Genomic DNA, 18,436 nt, shown 5'->3' with positions numbered 1-18,436 from the left:
CGTGACGCTTTGCCGCGTTCACACGGCGAGCCGTATAATCGCGGGTTTCCGCCCGCCAAGTGAGGCCGTTGTGGACAAGATCCTGATCCGTGGGGCACGTACCCACAACCTGAAGAACGTCGACCTCACCCTGCCCCGCGACAAGCTGATCGTGATCACCGGCCTGTCCGGTTCCGGCAAGTCGTCGCTGGCCTTCGACACCCTCTACGCGGAGGGCCAGCGCCGCTACGTGGAGTCCCTGTCGGCCTACGCCCGGCAGTTCCTGTCGATGATGGAAAAGCCCGACGTGGACACCATCGAGGGTCTGTCCCCGGCCATCTCGATCGAACAGAAGTCCACCTCCCACAACCCGCGCTCCACTGTCGGCACCATCACCGAGATTTACGATTACCTGCGCCTGCTCTACGCCCGGGTCGGCACACCACGCTGCCCTGACCACGACGTCCCGCTGGAAGCCCAAACCGTCAGCCAGATGGTCGACCAGGTGCTGGCGCTACCCGAGGGACGCAAGCTGATGCTGCTGGCGCCGGTGGTGCGCGAACGCAAGGGCGAGCACCTGGCGGTGTTCGAGGAACTGCGCGCCCAGGGCTTCGTCCGCGCACGGGTGAATGGAAAGCTCTACGAGCTGGATGAGCTGCCCAAGCTGGACAAGCAGAAGAAGCACAGCATCGATGTGGTGGTAGACCGCTTCAAGGTTCGTGAGGACCTGCAGCAGCGCCTGGCGGAGTCCTTCGAGACGGCCATCAACCTGGCCGACGGCATCGCCCTGGTGGCCCCCATGGATGACGAAGAAGGCGAAGAGATCATCTTCTCCGCGCGCTTCGCCTGCCCCCATTGCGGCCACTCCATCAGCGAGCTGGAACCCAAGCTGTTCTCCTTCAACAACCCGGCCGGCGCCTGCCCTACCTGCGATGGCCTGGGGGTGAAGCAGTTCTTCGATGCCAAGCGCCTGGTCAATGGCGAGCTGACCCTGGCCGAGGGCGCAATCCGCGGCTGGGACCGACGCAACGTCTACTACTTCCAGATGCTCGGCTCCCTGGCGGCGCACTACGGCTTCGACCTGGAGAGGCCGTTCGAGGAGCTATCCGCCGAGTACCAGAAAGTGATCCTCTTCGGCAGTGGTCGCGAGAACGTCGACTTCCGCTACCTCAACGACCGCGGAGATATCGTCAAGCGCTCCCATCCCTTCGAGGGGATCATCCCCAATCTGGAACGGCGCTATCGGGAAACCGAATCGGCCACGGTGCGCGAGGAGCTGGCCAAGTTCCTCAGCACCCAGCCCTGCCCCGACTGCCGCGGTACCCGCCTGCGCCGCGAGGCGCGTCATGTCTGGGTGGGCGCCAAGACCCTGCCGGCGGTCACCGGCCTGCCGGTGGGCGATGCCGCTGAATACTTCGGCGGCCTGAGCCTGACCGGCCGACGCGGCGAGATCGCCGAAAAGATTCTCAAGGAGATCCGCGAGCGCCTGCAGTTCCTGGTCAACGTCGGCCTCGACTACCTGACCCTGGATCGCAGTGCCGACACGCTCTCGGGCGGCGAGGCCCAGCGCATCCGCCTGGCCAGCCAGATCGGCGCAGGGTTGGTGGGCGTCATGTACATCCTCGACGAGCCCTCCATCGGCCTGCATCAGCGGGACAACGAGCGCCTCCTGGCGACCCTCACCCACCTGCGCAACCTGGGCAACACCGTGATAGTGGTGGAACACGACGAAGACGCCATCCGCCTCGCCGACTACGTGGTGGACATCGGCCCCGGCGCCGGCGTGCACGGCGGCCAGATCGTCGCCGAGGGCACCCCGCATGAAGTCATGGCACACCCTCATTCACTCACCGGCAAATACTTGTCCGGCAGGGTCAGGATCGAGGTGCCGGCCCAGCGCACCCCGCGGGACAAGAAGAAGTCCCTCAAGCTCAAAGGCGCCAGTGGCAACAATCTGCGGCAGGTGAACCTGGAGATCCCGGTGGGCCTGCTGACTTGCGTGACCGGCGTTTCCGGCTCCGGCAAGTCCACCCTGATCAACAACACCCTGTTCCCCATCACCGCCACCGCCCTGAATGGCGCCACCTCGCTGGAGGCCTCGCCCCACGACAGCTTCGACGGCCTGCAACACCTCGACAAGGTGGTGGACATCGACCAGAGCCCGATCGGCCGCACCCCGCGCTCCAACCCCGCGACCTACACCGGGCTGTTCACGCCGATCCGCGAGCTGTTCTCCGGCGTGCCGGAGTCCCGCTCCCGCGGCTATGGCCCTGGGCGTTTCTCCTTCAACGTCAAGGGTGGCCGCTGCGAAGCCTGCCAGGGCGACGGCGTGATCAAGGTGGAGATGCACTTCCTGCCTGACATCTACGTCCCCTGCGACGTCTGCAAGGGCAAGCGCTACAACCGCGAAACCCTGGAGATCCGCTACAAGGGCAAGAGCATCCACGAGGTGCTGGAGATGACCATCGAGGAAGCCCGCGAATTCTTCGACGCGGTACCGGCCATCGCCCGCAAGCTGCAGACGCTGATTGACGTGGGCCTGTCCTATATCCGCCTGGGGCAGTCGGCCACCACCCTGTCGGGTGGCGAGGCGCAGCGCGTCAAGCTATCCCGCGAGCTGTCCAAGCGGGATACCGGCAAGACCCTCTACATTCTCGACGAACCCACCACCGGCCTGCATTTCGCGGATATCCAGCAACTGCTGGACGTGCTGCACCGCCTGCGCGACCACGGCAACACGGTGGTGGTGATCGAGCACAATCTGGATGTGATCAAGACCGCCGACTGGCTGGTGGACCTGGGCCCGGAAGGCGGCTCCAGGGGCGGCCAGATCATCGCGACCGGGACTCCGGAGGAAGTGGCGGAGATGCCGCAGTCCCACACCGGGCGCTTCCTCAAGCCGCTGCTGGAGCGTGATCGCGCCTGATCCGAACGGCGCGCAATGGAAAAGGCCGGGCATCGCTGCCCGGCCTTTTCGCCTTCACGGGATGGATTGTTACCTGGTGGCCTTCAGCGCAGCGCGGACGCCATTGCCGTAGTCCGGATGCACCTTGTCGAAGTGCGCCAGCTGCCGGTCGATGATGAACTGCGGCACCCCGGCCATGGACGCGGCAATGTTGCCGAACAAGCGCTGTTTCTGGCCTTCATCGAACAACTGGAACAGCGCGCGCGGCTGGCTGTAGTCGTCGTTGCCGTCGCGATGGTCGTAGCGATCGGCGGCTCCATCGATGGCCAACGGCGGTTCCGCATACTCCGCTGACTCGGCCGGTCCGCTGAAGGAGTTCGGCTCGTAGTAGGCGTCCGGGTTCGGGTTGTTGGCGAAGAAGCGCATCGCACCATCCTTGTGGTAGTGGTGCACCGGGCATTTCGGCGCGTTCACCGGCAGCGCCTCGTAGTGGGTGCCCAGGCGATAGCGGTGCGCATCGGCGTAGCTGAACACCCGCGCCTGAAGCATCTTGTCCGGCGAATGGCCGATACCGGGAACAACGTTGGACGGCGAGAACGCTGCCTGCTCGATCTCGGCGAAATAGTTCTCCGGGTTACGGTTCAGCTCCAGGACGCCCACCTCGATCAGCGGGAACTCGCCATGGGGCCAGACCTTGGTCAGGTCGAACGGGTTGAAGCTGGACTTGCGCGCCTGCTCTTCGGTCATTACCTGAATGCAGAAGCGCCACTTGGGGAAGTCGCCTTTCTCGATGCTGTAGAACAGGTCTTCCTGCGTGGACTCGCGGCTGCGGCCCACGACTTCTCCGGCCTCGGCGTTGGTCCAGTGCTTGTGGCCCTGGAGCGTCTTGAAGTGGAACTTGACCCATACGCGTTCGTTGGCGGCATTGATGAAGCTGTAGGTGTGGGAGCCGTAGCCGTTGATGTGGCGCACGTCGGTAGGCAGGCCACGGTCGGACATGAGGATAGTGACCTGGTGCAGACTTTCCGGCGACAGCGACCAGAAATCCCAGGCCGAGGTATTGGAGCGCAGGTTGGTCTTCGGGTGGCGCTTCTGGGTGTGGATGAAGTCCGGGAATTTCAGCGGGTCGCGGATGAAGAACACGGGAGTGTTGTTGCCCACGATGTCCCAGTTGCCCTGCTCGGTGTAGAACTTCAGGGCGAATCCACGCACATCGCGCTCGGCGTCGGCGGCGCCCAGTTCACCGGCCACGGTGGAGAAGCGCGCGAGAACTTCGGTCGTCTTCCCGACCTCGGAGAAGATGGCTGCCTTGGTGTACCGGGTGATGTCATGGGTGACGGTCAGGGTTCCGTAGGCGCCCCAGCCCTTGGCATGCACAACCCGCTCGGGGATACGTTCACGGTTCTGGTGCGCCAGCTTCTCGATCAGGTGATAGTCCTGCAACAACAGCGGACCGCGGGAGCCGGCGCTGAGGGAGTTCTGGTTGTCAGCGACCGGGTTACCGGCAGTGGTTGTGAGAGTGGTCTTCTGGCTCATGCTCGATCTCCTATCTTTGGCCTTCATGACTCCGGGGGTGACCGGACAGGAGGAGTATCGATTCAGCCGAATTAAAGCTCCAACTTATTAAGATCAACAATTCAATAGATAATTACTAAAGCTGATGACATAAAAAAACCGGGCGCAAGGCCCGGTTTTTCATGCAGCGACCGATTTACTCGGCAGCAGCTTCGACTTCACCAGCGACCGGACGGTCAACCAGTTCGACGTAAGCCATGGGAGCGTTGTCGCCAGCGCGGAAACCGCACTTCAGGATGCGCAGGTAGCCGCCCTGACGGTTGGCGTAGCGCTTGCCCAGGTCGTTGAACAGCTTGCCCACGGCAGCTTTCGAACGGGTGCGGTCGAAAGCCAGACGACGGTTGGCAACGCTGTCTTCCTTGGCCAGGGTGATCAGCGGCTCGGCAACGCGACGCAGTTCCTTGGCTTTGGGCAGGGTGGTTTTGATCAGTTCGTGCTCGAACAGCGACACCGCCATGTTCTGGAACATGGCCTTGCGGTGTGCGCTGGTGCGGCTCAGGTGACGGCCACTTTTACGATGACGCATGGTTCAATTCCTTACCAAACTTCTACGTTCGGTGATTACGACGATCAGGCAGTCGCCTTGTCGTCCTTCTTGAGACTTGCCGGCGGCCAGTTGTCGAGGCGCATGCCGAGGGACAGACCACGGGAGGCCAGGACGTCCTTGATCTCGGTCAGGGACTTCTTGCCCAGGTTCGGAGTCTTCAACAGCTCTACTTCGGTACGCTGAATCAGGTCGCCGATGTAGTAGATGTTCTCCGCCTTCAGGCAGTTGGCCGAACGTACGGTCAGCTCGAGGTCATCAACCGGACGCAGGAGGATCGGATCGATCTCGTCTTCCTGCTCGACCACTACCGGCTCGCTGTCGCCCTTCAGGTCGACGAACGCAGCCAGCTGGTGTTGCAGGATGGTAGCGGCACGACGGATAGCCTCTTCAGGGTCCAGGGTGCCGTTGGTTTCCAGATCGATGACCAGCTTGTCCAGGTTGGTGCGCTGCTCCACACGGGCGTTTTCAACCACGTAGGCAACACGGCGGACGGGGCTGAACGAGGCGTCGAGCTGCAGACGACCGATGCTGCGGCTCTCGTCTTCGTCGCTCTGGCGCGCATCGGCGGGCTCATAGCCACGGCCGCGGGACACCTTGAGCTTCATGTTCAGGACGCCGTTATCCGCCAGGTTGGCGATCACGTGGTCGCCGTTGACGATTTCGACATCATGATCCAGCTGAATATCGGCAGCAGTGACCACGCCCGAGCCCTTCTTGGAGAGGCTCAGCGTTACTTCGTCACGGCCGTGCAGCTTGATGGCCAGGCCTTTCAGGTTGAGCAGGATTTCGATGACGTCTTCCTGAACACCTTCGATGGCGCTGTACTCGTGGAGTACGCCATCGATTTCGGCCTCGACTACTGCACAGCCAGGCATGGAGGACAACAGGATGCGACGCAGCGCGTTGCCCAGGGTATGGCCGAAACCACGCTCGAGAGGCTCGAGCGTGATCTTGGCGCGGGTCGGACTGACCACCTGCACATCGATATGGCGGGGGGTCAGGAACTCATTTACCGAACTCTGCATGGATGCACCTATTTTCTAGCCCTTACTTGGAGTAGAGCTCGACAATCAGGTTTTCGTTGATGTCGGCGGACAGGTCGCTGCGAGCCGGCACACTCTTGAACACGCCGGACTTCTTCTCTGCGTCAACCTCGACCCACTCCACACGGCCGCGTTGGCCGCACAGTTCGAGGGCCTGGGCGATACGCAGTTGGTTCTTCGACTTCTCGCGAACGGCAACCACGTCACCAGCTTTAACCTGGTAGGACGGAACGTTCACGGTCTGACCGTTGACGCTGATGGCCTTGTGGGAAACCAGCTGACGGGACTCGGAACGGGTAGCGCCGAAGCCCATGCGGTACACGACGTTGTCCAGGCGGCACTCGAGGAGTTGCAGCAGGTTTTCGCCGGTAGCGCCTTTACGGGCAGCAGCTTCTTTGTAGTAGTTGCCGAACTGACGCTCCAGGACACCGTAGATACGGCGCACTTTCTGCTTTTCACGCAGCTGGGTGCCGTAGTCGGACAGGCGGCCACGACGGGCACCGTGCTGGCCAGGAGCGGATTCGATGTTGCACTTGGATTCGAGCGCGCGAGCACCACTCTTCAGGAAGAGGTCGGTACCTTCACGACGGGACAGTTTGCACTTGGGACCAATGTAACGAGCCATTTCTCACTGTCTCCTTTTACACGCGACGCTTCTTCGGCGGACGGCATCCGTTGTGCGGGATGGGCGTCACGTCGGTGATGCTGGCGATCTTGTAGCCGCAGGCGTTCAGTGCACGCACAGCGGATTCGCGACCCGGACCCGGGCCCTTGACGTTCACGTCGAGGTTCTTCAGGCCGTACTCCAGAGCTGCCTGACCGGCACGCTCGGCTGCAACCTGGGCAGCGAACGGAGTGCTCTTACGGGAGCCGCGGAAACCGGAACCACCGGAGGTCGCCCAGGACAGTGCATTGCCCTGACGATCAGTGATGGTAACGATGGTGTTGTTGAAAGAAGCGTGGATATGGGCGATCCCATCCACCACTGTCTTTTTGACTTTCTTACGAGGACGAGCAGCAGGCTTAGCCATGACTTAATTCCTGTCGATTCGCGGGCGCAATTACTTGCGGATCGGCTTACGCGGGCCCTTACGGGTACGCGCGTTGGTCTTGGTACGCTGGCCATGAACAGGCAGGCCGCGACGGTGACGCAGACCGCGGTAGCAGCCCAGGTCCATCAGACGCTTGATGTTCATGTTGATTTCGCGACGCAGGTCACCTTCGGTGGTGAGCTTCGCGACTTCGCCACGCAGCTGTTCGATCTGCTCGTCAGAGAGATCCTTGATCTTTGCCGCCGGGTTTACGCCGGTGACAGCGCAGATGTTCTGCGCAGTGGTGCGACCAACACCGTAGATGTAGGTCAGCGAGATAACAGTGTGCTTGTTATCTGGAATGTTGACGCCTGCAATACGGGCCATTCAGTGAAACTCCAGTTGACAGCTACCTACGCCCCGGAAGCCAAGAAAAGGGCGCGAGATATTAGCGCTGTAAAAACGAATAATCAACCCGGCAGCGCACTAGCTGCCGGGCTCATAACGCGTGAATCACACTCAGCCTTGGCGCTGCTTGTGACGCGGCTCCGCGCTGCAGATCACGCGAACGATACCGTCGCGACGGATGATCTTGCAGTTGCGGCACAGCTTCTTCACCGATGCACGAACTTTCATCAGTAACTCCTAGAACCTTACGGAACTGGGTCAGCGGAGCATGCCGCTGCCGTAGCCCTTCAGGTTGGCTTTCTTCATCAGGGATTCGTACTGGTGCGAAACGAGGTGCGATTGTACTTGGGCCATAAAGTCCATCACAACCACGACCACGATCAGCAACGAGGTCCCGCCAAGGTAGAACGGTACGTTCGCTGCAACCACCAGGAACTGGGGCAGCAGGCAAACAGCCGTCATGTACAGAGCACCGAACATGGTCAAGCGGGTCAGTACGCCATCGATATAGCGTGCCGACTGCTCGCCCGGACGGATGCCCGGAATAAAGGCACCGGACTTCTTCAGGTTCTCCGCCACGTCTTTCGGGTTGAACATCAGCGCTGTGTAGAAGAAGCAGAAGAAAATGATCCCTGCACTAAACAGCAGAATGTTCAACGGCTGACCAGGAGCGATAGCCTGTGCGACGTCCTGCAGCCAGCCCATGCTTTCGGACTGGCCGAACCAGGCGCCCAGAGAGGCCGGGAACAGCAGAATGCTGCTGGCGAAGATAGCCGGGATAACGCCGGCCATATTCACCTTCAACGGCAGGTGGCTGGTCTGCGCAGCGAAGACCTTGCGGCCCTGCTGACGCTTGGCGTAGTGCACCGCAATGCGACGCTGGCCACGCTCGATGAACACCACAAAACCGATGATCGCTACTGCCAGCAGACCGATTGCGACCAGGGCGAAGATATTGATATCGCCCTGACGAGCAGACTCGAAGGACTGCCCGACCGCACTCGGCAGACCGGCCACGATGCCAGCAAAAATCAGCATCGAGATACCGTTGCCGACACCGCGCTCAGTGATCTGTTCGCCCAGCCACATCATGAACATCGCACCAGCCACGAAGGTGGTGACAGCCACGAAGTGGAAGCCGAAATCAGTCGAGAAAGCGACGCCCTGACTGGCCAGACCAATGGACATGCCGATGGCCTGGACCAGCGCCAGGGCTACAGTGCCGTAGCGGGTGTACTGGCTGATCTTGCGACGGCCAGCTTCACCTTCCTTCTTCAACTGCTCCAGCTGCGGGCTGATGGCGGTCATGAGCTGCATGATGATCGACGCCGAGATGTACGGCATGATCCCCAGTGCAAAGATGCTCATCCGCTCCAGCGCGCCGCCGGAGAACATGTTGAACAGGCTAAGAATGGTCCCCTCGTTCTGCCGGAACAGCTCGGCCAGCCGGTCAGGGTTGATGCCGGGCACTGGGATGTGCGCGCCGATCCGGTAGACGATGATCGCCAGGAACAGGAAACGCAGTCGAGCCCAGAGCTCGGACAACCCGCCATTGCTGAGCGCGGAGAGAGCACCTTGCTTAGCCATTTAGTCCTCGAACTTGCCGCCAGCTGCTTCGATAGCCGCACGCGCACCCTTGGTGGCGGCGATACCTTTCAGGGTGACCGCGCGAGTAACGTCGCCGGACAGCATGACTTTCACACGCTGTACGTTCTGGTTAATCACGTTGGCATCCTTCAGCGCCTGCACAGTGATGACGTCGCCTTCGACCTTGGCCAGCTCGGAAGTACGCACTTCGGCGCGATCCATAGCCTTCAGGGAAACGAAGCCGAACTTCGGCAAACGGCGATGCAGCGGCTGTTGACCGCCTTCGAAGCCCGGAGCAATGGTGCCACCGGAGCGGGAGGTCTGACCTTTGTGACCACGGCCACCAGTCTTACCCAAACCGCTACCGATGCCACGGCCCGGACGGTGCTTTTCGCGACGGGCACCCGGCGCGGAACGCAGATCGTTCAGTTTCATGGATTAACCCTCGACACGCAGAAGGTAGTAAGCCTTGTTGATCATGCCGCGGTTCTCAGGAGTGTCCTGAACTTCTACGGTGTGACCAATGCGACGCAGGCCGAGACCCTTGACGCAAGCCTTGTGGTTGGCCAGACGGCCGTTAACGCTCTTGACCAGCGTTACTTTGACAGTTGCCATGATTAGAGAATCTCCTCGACGCTCTTACCACGCTTGGCCGCAACGGACTCAGGGGACTGCATGTTCTTCAGACCCTTGAAGGTGGCGTAAACCACGTTCACCGGATTGGTGGAGCCGTAGCACTTGGCCAGAACGTTCTGCACACCGGCCACTTCCAGAACGGCACGCATGGCGCCGCCGGCGATGATACCGGTACCTTCGGAAGCCGGCTGCATGAACACCTTGGAGGCGCCATGGGCGGACTTGATCGGGTACTGCAGGGTGGTGCCGTCCAGGTCGACCTGGATCATGTTGCGGCGGGCAGCTTCCATCGCCTTCTGGATGGCAGCCGGCACTTCGCGGGACTTGCCGCGGCCGAAGCCAACGCGACCCTTGCCATCGCCAACCACGGTCAGCGCGGTGAAGGTGAAGATACGACCACCCTTTACGGTCTTGGCAACGCGGTTAACCTGGATCAGCTTCTCGATGTAGCCTTCGTCGCGCTTTTGCTCGTTATTTGCCATAACTTAGAACTCCAGCCCGCCTTCACGAGCAGCATCAGCCAGCGCCTTGACGCGGCCGTGGTACTTGAAGCCAGAACGATCGAATGCCACCTGAGTGACACCAGCGGCTTTCGCACGCTCGGCAACCAGCTGACCAACCTTCTTGGCCGCGTCGACGTTGCCGGTGGCGCCGTCACGCAGTTCTTTGTCCAGGGTCGAGGCGCTGGCCAGGACCTTGGCGCCGTCGGCCGAAATGACCTGGGCGTAGATGTGCTGGGAAGAGCGATACACGCAGAGGCGTACGGCTTCCAGCTCGCGCATTTTCAGGCGTGCCTTGCGAGCGCGACGCAGACGAGTTTCTTTCTTTACGCTCATTTGCTATGCCCTACTTCTTCTTAGCTTCTTTACGACGAACGACTTCGTCGGCGTAACGTACGCCCTTGCCTTTGTAAGGCTCCGGCGGACGGAAGTCGCGGATCTCAGCGGCCACTTGACCGACCAGCTGCTTGTCGATGCCCTTGATCAGGATATCGGTCTGGCTGGGGGTTTCAGCGGTGATGCCTTGCGGCAGTTCGTAATCCACCGGATGCGAGAAGCCGAGAGCCAGGGACAGCGTCTGACCTTTGGCTTGAGCCTTGTAACCAACGCCGACCAGCTGGAGCTTGCGCTCGAAGCCCTGGCTGACGCCGATCACCATGTTGTTGACCAACGCACGGGTGGTGCCGGCCATGGCGCGGTTCTGCTGATCGCCGTTGCGAGCAGCGAAACGCAGCTCACCGGATTCCTCGAGAACTTCCACGGACGGATGCACTTTCAGTTCGAGAGCGCCCTTGGCACCCTTCACCGAGAGCTGCTGACCAGCGATCTTGACTTCAACGCCAGCGGGCAGCTTGACGGGGTTCTTAGCAACGCGAGACATGCTTCAACCCCCCTTAGAACACAGTGCAGAGCACTTCGCCACCAACACCAGCAGCGCGAGCAGCACGATCAGTCATCACACCCTTGTTGGTGGAAACGATCGATACGCCCAGGCCGCCACGTACTTTCGGCAGCTGATCGACGGATTTGTACTGGCGCAGGCCAGGACGACTTACGCGCTTGAGTTCCTCGATGACCGGACGGCCTTCGAAGTACTTCAGCTCGATGGACAGCAGCGGCTTGGTGTCGCTGCTGACTTGGTATCCCGTGATGTAACCTTCGCTCTTCAGAACGTTGGCCACTGCCACCTTCAGCTTGGAGGACGGCATGCTTACGACAGACTTTTCAGCCATCTGGGCATTACGGATACGAGTTAGCATGTCCGCTAACGGGTCCTGCATACTCATGGGCTAGATGCTCCTGATACAAAAAGAAATAGCCTTGCGGCTAGAGTCACACGCGAACACTGGACGGACTGATGCCAGGCTCGGGCGAGCCGGACATTCTAGAGATAGTCCAGAAACGAATCAAGCCCCAAAAGGGGCTTGATTCAGATGACCTGGGCTTGGCCGGCCGGAACCGGCCCAACCGACGATCATTACCAGCTGGCTTTCACCAGGCCGGGCACATCACCGCGCATGGCAGCTTCACGCAGCTTGTTACGGCCGAGGCCGAACTTGCGGTAAACGCCGTGCGGACGACCGGTGATGCGGCAGCGGTTACGCAGGCGCGAGGCGCTCGCGTCACGGGGCTGCTTCTGCAAGGCTACCTGGGCTTCCCAACGAGCTTCCGGAGTGGAGTTCGGGTTGGCGATGGTAGCTTTCAGCTCAGCGCGCTTCTTGGCGTACTTAGCAACCGTCTGCTGACGCTTCAGCTCGCGGTTCTTCATGCTCTGCTTGGCCATATTCCTACTCCAATCAGTTGCGGAACGGGAAGTTGAAGGCGCGCAGCAGGGCACGACCTTCTTCGTCCGTACGGGCGGTGGTGGTCAGGGTGATGTCCAGACCGCGCAGCGCATCGATTTTGTCGTAATCGATTTCCGGGAAGATGATCTGCTCTTTCACACCCATGCTGTAGTTGCCACGACCGTCGAAGGACTTGGCATTCAGGCCGCGGAAGTCACGCACGCGCGGCAGGGAGATGGACAGCAGACGATCCAGGAACTCGTACATGCGATCACGGCGCAGGGTGACCTTGACGCCGATCGGCCAACCTTCGCGAACCTTGAAGCCTGCAATGGACTTGCGGGCGTAGGTCACGATGGCTTTCTGGCCGGTGATCTTCTCCAGGTCGGCTACGGCGCTCTCGATGACCTTCTTGTCACCGATGGCTTCGCCCAGACCCATGTTCAGGGTGATCTTGGTGATGCGCGGAATTTCCATCACGTTGGCGAGCTGAAGTTGTTCCTTCAGCTTCGGAGCGATTTCGTTCCGGTAAATCTCTTTCAGTCGTGCCATGGTTATCTACCTAGCAGTTCTCAAGCATCAACCGGTTTCTGGGTCGACTTGAAGACACGAATTTTCTTACCTTCTTCAACCTTGAAACCAACGCGATCAGCCTTGTTGGTTTCGGCATTGAAGATGGCCACGTTGGAGAGGTGCAGCGGCGCCTCCCGCTCGACGATACCGCCCTGGACACCGGCCATGGGGTTCGGCTTGGTGTGGCGCTTGATCAGGTTTACACCACTGACCAGCACACGGCTGTCGGCGAGAACCTTCAGCACCTTGCCACGCTTGCCCTTGTCCTTGCCGGCGATGACGATGATCTCGTCGTCACGACGAATCTTTTGCATGACGGCTTCTCCTTACAGCACTTCGGGGGCGAGCGAGACGATCTTCATGAACTTCTCGGAACGCAGTTCACGGGTCACGGGCCCGAAGATACGGGTGCCGATCGGCTCCTGCTTGTTGTTCAGCAGGACGGCGGCATTGCCATCGAAGCGGATGATCGAGCCGTCAGGGCGACGAACGCCGTGCTTGGTACGGACCACGACAGCGGTCATTACCTGGCCTTTCTTCACCTTGCCGCGCGGAATCGCTTCTTTCACGGTCACTTTGATGATGTCGCCGATACCGGCGTAGCGACGGTGCGAACCACCAAGGACCTTGATGCACATAACGCGACGAGCACCGCTGTTGTCAGCGACGTCGAGCATGGATTGAGTCTGAATCATATCTTTCTCCGACCCTTAGTCCTTAGACTTCCACGGCACGTTCGACGACTTCCACCAGGGCCCAGGACTTGGTCTTGGCCAGCGGACGGGTCTCGCGAATGGTGACCTTGTCGCCGATGCGGCACTGGTTGGTTTCGTCGTGGGCGTGCAGCTTGGTCGAACGCTTCACGTATTTACCGTAGATCGGGTGCTTCACGCGGCGCTCGATCAGAACGGTGATGGTCTTGTCCATCTTGTCGCTGACGACACGGCCGGTCAGCGTGCGGACGGTTTTCTGAGCTTCAGCCATGATTACTTACCTGCTTGCTGGTTGAGCACAGTTTTCACGCGAGCGATGTCGCGCTTCACTTGCGAGAGCAGGTGAGACTGCCCCAACTGGCCAGTTGCCTTCTGCATGCGCAGATTGAACTGGTCGCGCAGCAGGCCGAGCAGTTGCTCGTTCAGCTGCTGTACGGATTTTTCACGAAGTTCATTCGCTTTCATCACATCACCGTCCGCTTAACAAAGGAGGTGGCGAGCGGCAGCTTTGCAGCAGCCAGGGCGAATGCCTCACGCGCCAGCTCTTCGGAAACACCCTCGATCTCGTACAGGACCTTGCCCGGTTGAATCTGGGCTACCCAGTACTCGACGCCACCCTTACCTTTACCCATACGTACTTCCAGGGGCTTCTTGGTAACGGGCTTGTCCGGGAATACACGGATCCAGATCTTGCCGCCACGCTTCACGTGACGAGTGAGGGCACGACGTGCAGCCTCGATCTGACGGGCGGTGAGACGACCGCGGCCAGTGGCCTTCAGCGCGAACTCGCCGAAGCTGACCTTGCTACCGCGCTGAGCCAGACCACGGTTGTGGCCGGTCATCTGCTTGCGGAATTTTGTACGCTTTGGTTGCAGCATTTGGCGTACTCCTTACTTAGCAGCTTTTTTACGAGGAGCGGGCGCTACCGGCTTCAGCTCTTCCTGGCGGCCACCGATGACCTCACCCTTGAAGATCCAAACCTTCACACCGATCACACCGTAGGTGGTGTGCGCTTCATAGGTTGCGTAGTCGATGTCGGCACGCAGGGTGTGCAGGGGCACACGACCTTCGCGATACCACTCGGTACGGGCGATTTCAGCGCCACCGAGACGACCACTCACCTGAATCTTGATGCCCTTGGCACCAATGCGCATGGCGTTCTGTACAGCGCGCTTCATGGCGCGACGGAACATCACGCGACGCTCCAGCTGCTGAGCTACGCTCTGCGCAACCAGCATACCGTCGAGCTCCGGCTTGCGGATCTCTTCGATGTTGATGTGCACCGGCACACCCATTTGCTTGGTCAGGTCCTGGCGCAGCTTCTCGACATCCTCACCTTTCTTGCCGATCACGATACCGGGACGGGCGGTGTGGATGGTGATGCGTGCGGTTTGAGCCGGACGATGGATATCGATACGGCTTACGGACGCGCTTTTTAGTTTGTCTTGGAGGTACTCACGCACCTTCAGGTCGGCAAACAGATAGTCGGCATAAGTGCGCTTATCTGCGTACCAAACGGAGGTGTGCTCCTTGACGATGCCCAGGCGAATGCCAGTGGGATGTACTTTCTGACCCATCTGATCGACTCCGTTACTTGTCCGCAACCTTGACAGTGATATGGCAAGACCGCTTGACGATGCGATCAGCACGGCCCTTGGCACGCGGCATGATGCGCTTCAGCGAACGCCCTTCGTTGACGAAGACAGTGGAGACCTTCAGATCGTCCACGTCAGCGCCTTCGTTGTGCTCGGCGTTGGCAACGGCCGACTCCAGCACTTTCTTCATGATTTCAGCGGCTTTCTTGCTGCTGAAAGTCAGCAGGTTGAGCGCTTCGCCCACTTTCTTCCCGCGGATCTGGTCGGCGACCAAGCGGGCTTTCTGGGCGGAGATTCGAGCGCCCGACAGCTTAGCGGCTACTTCCATCTTTCCTTACCCCTTAACGCTTGGCTTTCTTGTCCGCAGCGTGACCGCGATAGGTGCGGGTAGCAGCGAACTCGCCGAGTTTGTGGCCGACCATGTCTTCGTTCACGAGGACCGGGACGTGTTGACGACCGTTGTGAACCGCGATGGTCAGACCAACCATCTGCGGCAGAATGATGGAGCGACGCGACCAGGTTTTAACCGGCTTGCGATCGTTTTTCTCCACCGCCACTTCGACCTTCTTCAGCAGGTGAAGATCGATAAAAGGACCTTTTTTCAGAGAACGCGGCACTGTCGTATCCTCGGTTATTTACGGCGACGGACGATCATGTTGTCGGTGCGCTTGTTCGCGCGGGTCTTCGCACCCTTGGTCGGGAAGCCCCACGGAGACACCGGATGACGGCCACCAGAGGTACGACCTTCACCACCACCATGCGGGTGGTCTACCGGGTTCATCGCCACGCCGCGAACGGTCGGGCGAACGCCACGCCAGCGCTTGGCACCAGCTTTACCCAGCGAACGCAGGCTGTGCTCGGAGTTCGAGACTTCGCCCAGGGTCGCACGGCACTCGGCCAGGACTTTGCGCATCTCGCCGGAACGCAGACGCAGGGTCACGTAGGCGCCTTCACGAGCTACCAGCTGAACGGAAGCACCAGCGGAACGGGCGATTTGCGCGCCTTTGCCGGGCTTGAGTTCGATGCCGTGAACGGTGCTACCAACCGGGATGTTGCGCAGCGGCAGGGTGTTACCGGCCTTGATCGGTGCATTGACGCCGGAGATCAGCTGGTCGCCAGCGCTCACGCCCTTCGGCGCGATGATGTAGCGACGCTCGCCATCGGCGTACTTCAGCAGAGCGATGTGAGCAGTACGGTTCGGGTCGTATTCGATACGCTCAACGGTGGCAGGGATGCCATCCTTGTTGCGACGGAAGTCGACCAGACGGTAGTGCTGCTTGTGACCACCGCCGATGTGGCGGGTGGTGATGCGGCCGTTGTTGTTACGACCACCGGATTTCGATTTTTTCTCGACCAGCGGTGCGTAGGGAGCGCCTTTGTGCAGCTCCTGGTTGACCACCTTGACCACGAAACGGCGGCCAGCGGAGGTCGGTTTGCATTTAACGATTGCCATGATGCACCCCTTTACTCAGCGCTGCTGGCGAAATCGAGATCTTGGCCCGGCTGAAGAGCGATGTACGCCTTCTTCCAGTCGTTACGCTTGCCCAGACCGCGAACGGTACGCTTGGTCTTGCCCTTCACATTGAGGGTGGTGACGCGAGCGACCTTCACGCTGAACAGGGTTTCAACGGCCTTCTTGATTTCCAGCTTGGTTGCATCGGTGGCAACCTTGAAAACGAATTGGCTCTTACCGTCGGCCAGCATGGTGGCCTTCTCGGAGATGTGCGGGCCAACCAGCACCTTGAATACGCGTTCCTGGTTCATGCCAGCAGCTCCTCGAATTTCTTCACTGCGGAGACGGTGATCAGCACCTTGTCGTAGGCGATCAGGCTAACCGGGTCGGAACCCTGTACATCACGAACGTCAACGTGCGGCAGGTTGCGAGCAGCCAGGTACAGGTTCTGATCAACGGCATCGGAAACGATCAGCACGTCAGTCAGGCCCAGACCATTCAGCTTGCCCAGCAGAGCCTTGGTTTTCGGAGCTTCAACAGCGAAGTCCTCAACCACCACCAGACGATCCTGACGGACCAGCTCGGAGAGGATGGAACGCAGGGCAGCGCGGTACATCTTCTTGTTGAGCTTCTGGGAGTGATCCTGGGGCTTGGCAGCGAAGGTGGTACCGCCGGAGCGCCAGATGGGGCTGCGAATGGTGCCAGCACGAGCACGACCAGTGCCCTTCTGACGCCACGGCTTCTTGCCGCCACCAGAAACTTCGGAACGGGTCTTCTGCGCGCGAGTGCCCTGACGGCCGCCGGCCATGTAGGCAACAACTGCCTGGTGTACCAGGGTCTCGTTGAACTCACCGCCAAAGGTACGCTCGGAGACTTCGATAGCCTGAGCGCCATTTACATTCAATTGCATCTCAGCTTCCCCTCTTAACCGCGAGCCTTGGCTGCCGGACGCACAACCACATCACCGCCGGTAGCGCCAGGAACGGCACCCTTGACCAGCAGCAGATTGCGTTCTGCATCGACGCGCACAACTTCCAGGGACTGAACGGTTACACGCTCGGCACCGAGGTGACCGGACATTTTCTTGCCCTTGAAGACACGACCAGGAGTCTGGCACTGGCCAATGGAACCCGGGACGCGGTGGGAAACGGAGTTACCGTGAGTGTTGTCCTGACCGCGGAAGTTCCAGCGCTTGATGGTACCGGCGAAGCCTTTACCCTTGGACTGACCGGTAACATCTACCAGTTGACCGGCCTGGAACAGCTCGGCAGTCAGTTGATCGCCAGCCTGGTATTCGCCTTCTTCAAGACGGAACTCCCAGACGCTGCGACCAGCAGCCACGTTAGCCTTGGCGAAGTGACCGGCCTGAGCCTTGGTCACGCGAGAGGCACGACGCTCGCCGACAGTCACCTGCACGGCGCGATAGCCATCGCTCTCTTCATTTTTGAACTGGGTCACACGATTCGGCTCGATCTCGATGACCGTGACCGGAATGGAGACACCTTCTTCGGTGAAAATGCGGGTCATGCCGCATTTACGACCGACTACACCAATAGTCATGTTGTAAACCTCATGAGTGTACGGGGCTTTCACCCGCTATGGCCGCCCATTTCAGAGCGTTACACGACTAAAACCCGAAGGTTATTAGCCGAGGCTGATCTGCACTTCCACGCCTGCAGCAAGGTCGAGCTTCATCAGCGCATCGACGGTTTTATCCGTCGGCTGGACGATGTCCAGTACACGCTTATGAGTGCGGATCTCGTACTGATCGCGCGCGTCTTTGTTGACGTGCGGAGAAATCAGAACGGTGTACCGCTCCTTGCGAGTAGGCAGAGGAATAGGACCACGCACCTGAGCACCAGTACGTTTCGCGGTTTCCACGATTTCCTGGGTGGATTGATCGATCAGGCGATGGTCAAAAGCCTTCAACCGAATACGGATTTGTTGGTTTTGCATTTTGACCTCAGACTCTATCTCTGCTTGCCCCCAACGGACGGACTACGCCCGTTAAAAGGAGGCGTGATTGTACGGATGCCCCCGGAGGGTGTCAACTTTTGATCAACCAAAAGAAAAGGGCCCCGAAGGGCCCTTTTCCCGGAGGGATCGT

General features: G+C 60.1%; 30 protein-coding genes. 1 reads left to right on the top strand and 29 read right to left on the bottom strand.

What is annotated here, in order from left to right; translation table 11 throughout:
• Positions 1-70 precede the first annotated feature (70 nt).
• Positions 71-2,905: an excinuclease ABC subunit UvrA gene (gene uvrA / locus ACFPU0_RS19160; RefSeq protein ID WP_377694844.1), complete on the top strand. Its 2,835-nt coding sequence runs from the start codon at positions 71-73 to the stop codon at positions 2,903-2,905.
• Positions 2,906-2,974: 69 nt separating this feature from the next.
• Here the strand turns inward: uvrA and ACFPU0_RS19155 are convergent, their stop codons facing one another.
• The 29 genes from ACFPU0_RS19155 to rpsJ all read right to left on the bottom strand — a co-directional run bounded on the left by ACFPU0_RS19155 (position 2,975) and on the right by rpsJ (position 18,285).
• Positions 2,975-4,420 (bottom strand): catalase, encoded by a 1,446-nt coding sequence (locus ACFPU0_RS19155; RefSeq protein ID WP_377694843.1) that lies wholly within the window; start codon positions 4,418-4,420, stop codon positions 2,975-2,977.
• 175 nt (positions 4,421-4,595) lie between these two features.
• Positions 4,596-4,985, bottom strand: coding sequence for a 50S ribosomal protein L17 (gene rplQ / locus ACFPU0_RS19150; protein WP_004419938.1), 390 nt, complete (start codon positions 4,983-4,985; stop codon positions 4,596-4,598).
• Positions 4,986-5,029: 44 nt separating this feature from the next.
• A complete protein-coding gene (locus ACFPU0_RS19145; protein WP_069081981.1) occupies positions 5,030-6,031 on the bottom strand; it encodes a DNA-directed RNA polymerase subunit alpha in 1,002 nt (333 codons plus the stop codon).
• A 22-nt stretch (positions 6,032-6,053) separates the two neighbouring features.
• The gene (gene rpsD, locus ACFPU0_RS19140; protein ID WP_377694842.1) at positions 6,054-6,674 is read right to left on the bottom strand and encodes a 30S ribosomal protein S4; all 621 of its coding nucleotides are present in this window, start codon (positions 6,672-6,674) and stop codon (positions 6,054-6,056) included.
• A 16-nt stretch (positions 6,675-6,690) separates the two neighbouring features.
• Positions 6,691-7,080 carry a 30S ribosomal protein S11 gene (gene rpsK, locus ACFPU0_RS19135; RefSeq protein ID WP_003093689.1) on the bottom strand — a complete coding sequence of 130 codons (390 nt, stop codon included), beginning with the start codon at positions 7,078-7,080 and terminating at the stop codon, positions 6,691-6,693.
• A gap of 30 nt (positions 7,081-7,110) precedes the next feature.
• The gene (gene rpsM, locus ACFPU0_RS19130) at positions 7,111-7,467 is read right to left on the bottom strand and encodes a 30S ribosomal protein S13 (RefSeq protein WP_028629276.1); all 357 of its coding nucleotides are present in this window, start codon (positions 7,465-7,467) and stop codon (positions 7,111-7,113) included.
• A 132-nt stretch (positions 7,468-7,599) separates the two neighbouring features.
• Positions 7,600-7,716, bottom strand: a complete 117-nt coding sequence (rpmJ, locus tag ACFPU0_RS19125; RefSeq protein WP_003093693.1) for a 50S ribosomal protein L36 — start codon at positions 7,714-7,716, stop codon at positions 7,600-7,602.
• A gap of 30 nt (positions 7,717-7,746) precedes the next feature.
• Positions 7,747-9,075: a preprotein translocase subunit SecY gene (gene secY, locus ACFPU0_RS19120; protein WP_377694841.1), complete on the bottom strand. Its 1,329-nt coding sequence runs from the start codon at positions 9,073-9,075 to the stop codon at positions 7,747-7,749.
• Positions 9,076-9,510, bottom strand: a complete 435-nt coding sequence (rplO, locus tag ACFPU0_RS19115) for a 50S ribosomal protein L15 (protein ID WP_377694840.1) — start codon at positions 9,508-9,510, stop codon at positions 9,076-9,078.
• Between the two features lie 3 nt (positions 9,511-9,513).
• Positions 9,514-9,690 (bottom strand): 50S ribosomal protein L30, encoded by a 177-nt coding sequence (gene rpmD / locus ACFPU0_RS19110; protein ID WP_036991154.1) that lies wholly within the window; start codon positions 9,688-9,690, stop codon positions 9,514-9,516.
• Between the two features lie 2 nt (positions 9,691-9,692).
• The gene (rpsE, locus tag ACFPU0_RS19105) at positions 9,693-10,193 is read right to left on the bottom strand and encodes a 30S ribosomal protein S5 (protein ID WP_377694839.1); all 501 of its coding nucleotides are present in this window, start codon (positions 10,191-10,193) and stop codon (positions 9,693-9,695) included.
• Between the two features lie 3 nt (positions 10,194-10,196).
• Positions 10,197-10,547 (bottom strand): 50S ribosomal protein L18, encoded by a 351-nt coding sequence (gene rplR / locus ACFPU0_RS19100; protein WP_044872684.1) that lies wholly within the window; start codon positions 10,545-10,547, stop codon positions 10,197-10,199.
• 10 nt (positions 10,548-10,557) lie between these two features.
• Positions 10,558-11,091, bottom strand: a complete 534-nt coding sequence (rplF, locus tag ACFPU0_RS19095; RefSeq protein ID WP_028629281.1) for a 50S ribosomal protein L6 — start codon at positions 11,089-11,091, stop codon at positions 10,558-10,560.
• Positions 11,092-11,104: 13 nt separating this feature from the next.
• Positions 11,105-11,497, bottom strand: coding sequence for a 30S ribosomal protein S8 (gene rpsH, locus ACFPU0_RS19090; protein WP_377694838.1), 393 nt, complete (start codon positions 11,495-11,497; stop codon positions 11,105-11,107).
• A gap of 191 nt (positions 11,498-11,688) precedes the next feature.
• A complete protein-coding gene (gene rpsN / locus ACFPU0_RS19085) occupies positions 11,689-11,994 on the bottom strand; it encodes a 30S ribosomal protein S14 (protein WP_028629283.1) in 306 nt (101 codons plus the stop codon).
• A 13-nt stretch (positions 11,995-12,007) separates the two neighbouring features.
• Positions 12,008-12,547 carry a 50S ribosomal protein L5 gene (gene rplE, locus ACFPU0_RS19080; RefSeq protein WP_377694837.1) on the bottom strand — a complete coding sequence of 180 codons (540 nt, stop codon included), beginning with the start codon at positions 12,545-12,547 and terminating at the stop codon, positions 12,008-12,010.
• A 20-nt stretch (positions 12,548-12,567) separates the two neighbouring features.
• Positions 12,568-12,882 (bottom strand): 50S ribosomal protein L24, encoded by a 315-nt coding sequence (gene rplX, locus ACFPU0_RS19075; protein WP_271410431.1) that lies wholly within the window; start codon positions 12,880-12,882, stop codon positions 12,568-12,570.
• A gap of 12 nt (positions 12,883-12,894) precedes the next feature.
• Positions 12,895-13,263 carry a 50S ribosomal protein L14 gene (gene rplN, locus ACFPU0_RS19070; protein WP_003448734.1) on the bottom strand — a complete coding sequence of 123 codons (369 nt, stop codon included), beginning with the start codon at positions 13,261-13,263 and terminating at the stop codon, positions 12,895-12,897.
• 22 nt (positions 13,264-13,285) lie between these two features.
• Entirely contained in the window at positions 13,286-13,552 is a 267-nt protein-coding gene (gene rpsQ / locus ACFPU0_RS19065) for a 30S ribosomal protein S17 (protein ID WP_021219597.1), read from the bottom strand.
• A 2-nt stretch (positions 13,553-13,554) separates the two neighbouring features.
• Positions 13,555-13,746 (bottom strand): 50S ribosomal protein L29, encoded by a 192-nt coding sequence (gene rpmC, locus ACFPU0_RS19060; RefSeq protein WP_016490538.1) that lies wholly within the window; start codon positions 13,744-13,746, stop codon positions 13,555-13,557.
• A complete protein-coding gene (rplP, locus tag ACFPU0_RS19055) occupies positions 13,746-14,159 on the bottom strand; it encodes a 50S ribosomal protein L16 (protein WP_016490537.1) in 414 nt (137 codons plus the stop codon). The genes rpmC and rplP overlap by 1 nt, the downstream gene beginning before the upstream one ends.
• Before the next feature lie 12 nt (positions 14,160-14,171).
• On the bottom strand, positions 14,172-14,858 hold the full coding sequence (rpsC, locus tag ACFPU0_RS19050; protein WP_028629286.1) for a 30S ribosomal protein S3: 687 nt from the start codon (positions 14,856-14,858) through the stop codon (positions 14,172-14,174).
• Positions 14,859-14,871: 13 nt separating this feature from the next.
• Positions 14,872-15,204 carry a 50S ribosomal protein L22 gene (gene rplV / locus ACFPU0_RS19045; protein WP_007161246.1) on the bottom strand — a complete coding sequence of 111 codons (333 nt, stop codon included), beginning with the start codon at positions 15,202-15,204 and terminating at the stop codon, positions 14,872-14,874.
• A 13-nt stretch (positions 15,205-15,217) separates the two neighbouring features.
• Entirely contained in the window at positions 15,218-15,493 is a 276-nt protein-coding gene (rpsS, locus tag ACFPU0_RS19040; protein ID WP_347808168.1) for a 30S ribosomal protein S19, read from the bottom strand.
• Between the two features lie 14 nt (positions 15,494-15,507).
• Positions 15,508-16,329 carry a 50S ribosomal protein L2 gene (gene rplB / locus ACFPU0_RS19035; RefSeq protein WP_016490534.1) on the bottom strand — a complete coding sequence of 274 codons (822 nt, stop codon included), beginning with the start codon at positions 16,327-16,329 and terminating at the stop codon, positions 15,508-15,510.
• 11 nt (positions 16,330-16,340) lie between these two features.
• Entirely contained in the window at positions 16,341-16,640 is a 300-nt protein-coding gene (gene rplW, locus ACFPU0_RS19030; protein WP_377694836.1) for a 50S ribosomal protein L23, read from the bottom strand.
• A complete protein-coding gene (gene rplD / locus ACFPU0_RS19025) occupies positions 16,637-17,239 on the bottom strand; it encodes a 50S ribosomal protein L4 (protein WP_377694835.1) in 603 nt (200 codons plus the stop codon). The genes rplW and rplD overlap by 4 nt, the downstream gene beginning before the upstream one ends.
• Before the next feature lie 14 nt (positions 17,240-17,253).
• Positions 17,254-17,889: a 50S ribosomal protein L3 gene (gene rplC / locus ACFPU0_RS19020; protein WP_377694834.1), complete on the bottom strand. Its 636-nt coding sequence runs from the start codon at positions 17,887-17,889 to the stop codon at positions 17,254-17,256.
• Positions 17,890-17,973: 84 nt separating this feature from the next.
• Positions 17,974-18,285 carry a 30S ribosomal protein S10 gene (gene rpsJ / locus ACFPU0_RS19015; protein WP_003243886.1) on the bottom strand — a complete coding sequence of 104 codons (312 nt, stop codon included), beginning with the start codon at positions 18,283-18,285 and terminating at the stop codon, positions 17,974-17,976.
• Positions 18,286-18,436 lie beyond the last annotated feature (151 nt).

The sequence above is a fragment of the Pseudomonas sp. GCM10022186 genome (assembly GCF_042656385.1).
Lineage (GTDB): Bacteria > Pseudomonadota > Gammaproteobacteria > Pseudomonadales > Pseudomonadaceae > Metapseudomonas.
The sequence above is the reverse complement of the archived record's forward strand: the minus strand, read 5'-3'. Positions and strand labels throughout refer to the sequence as shown.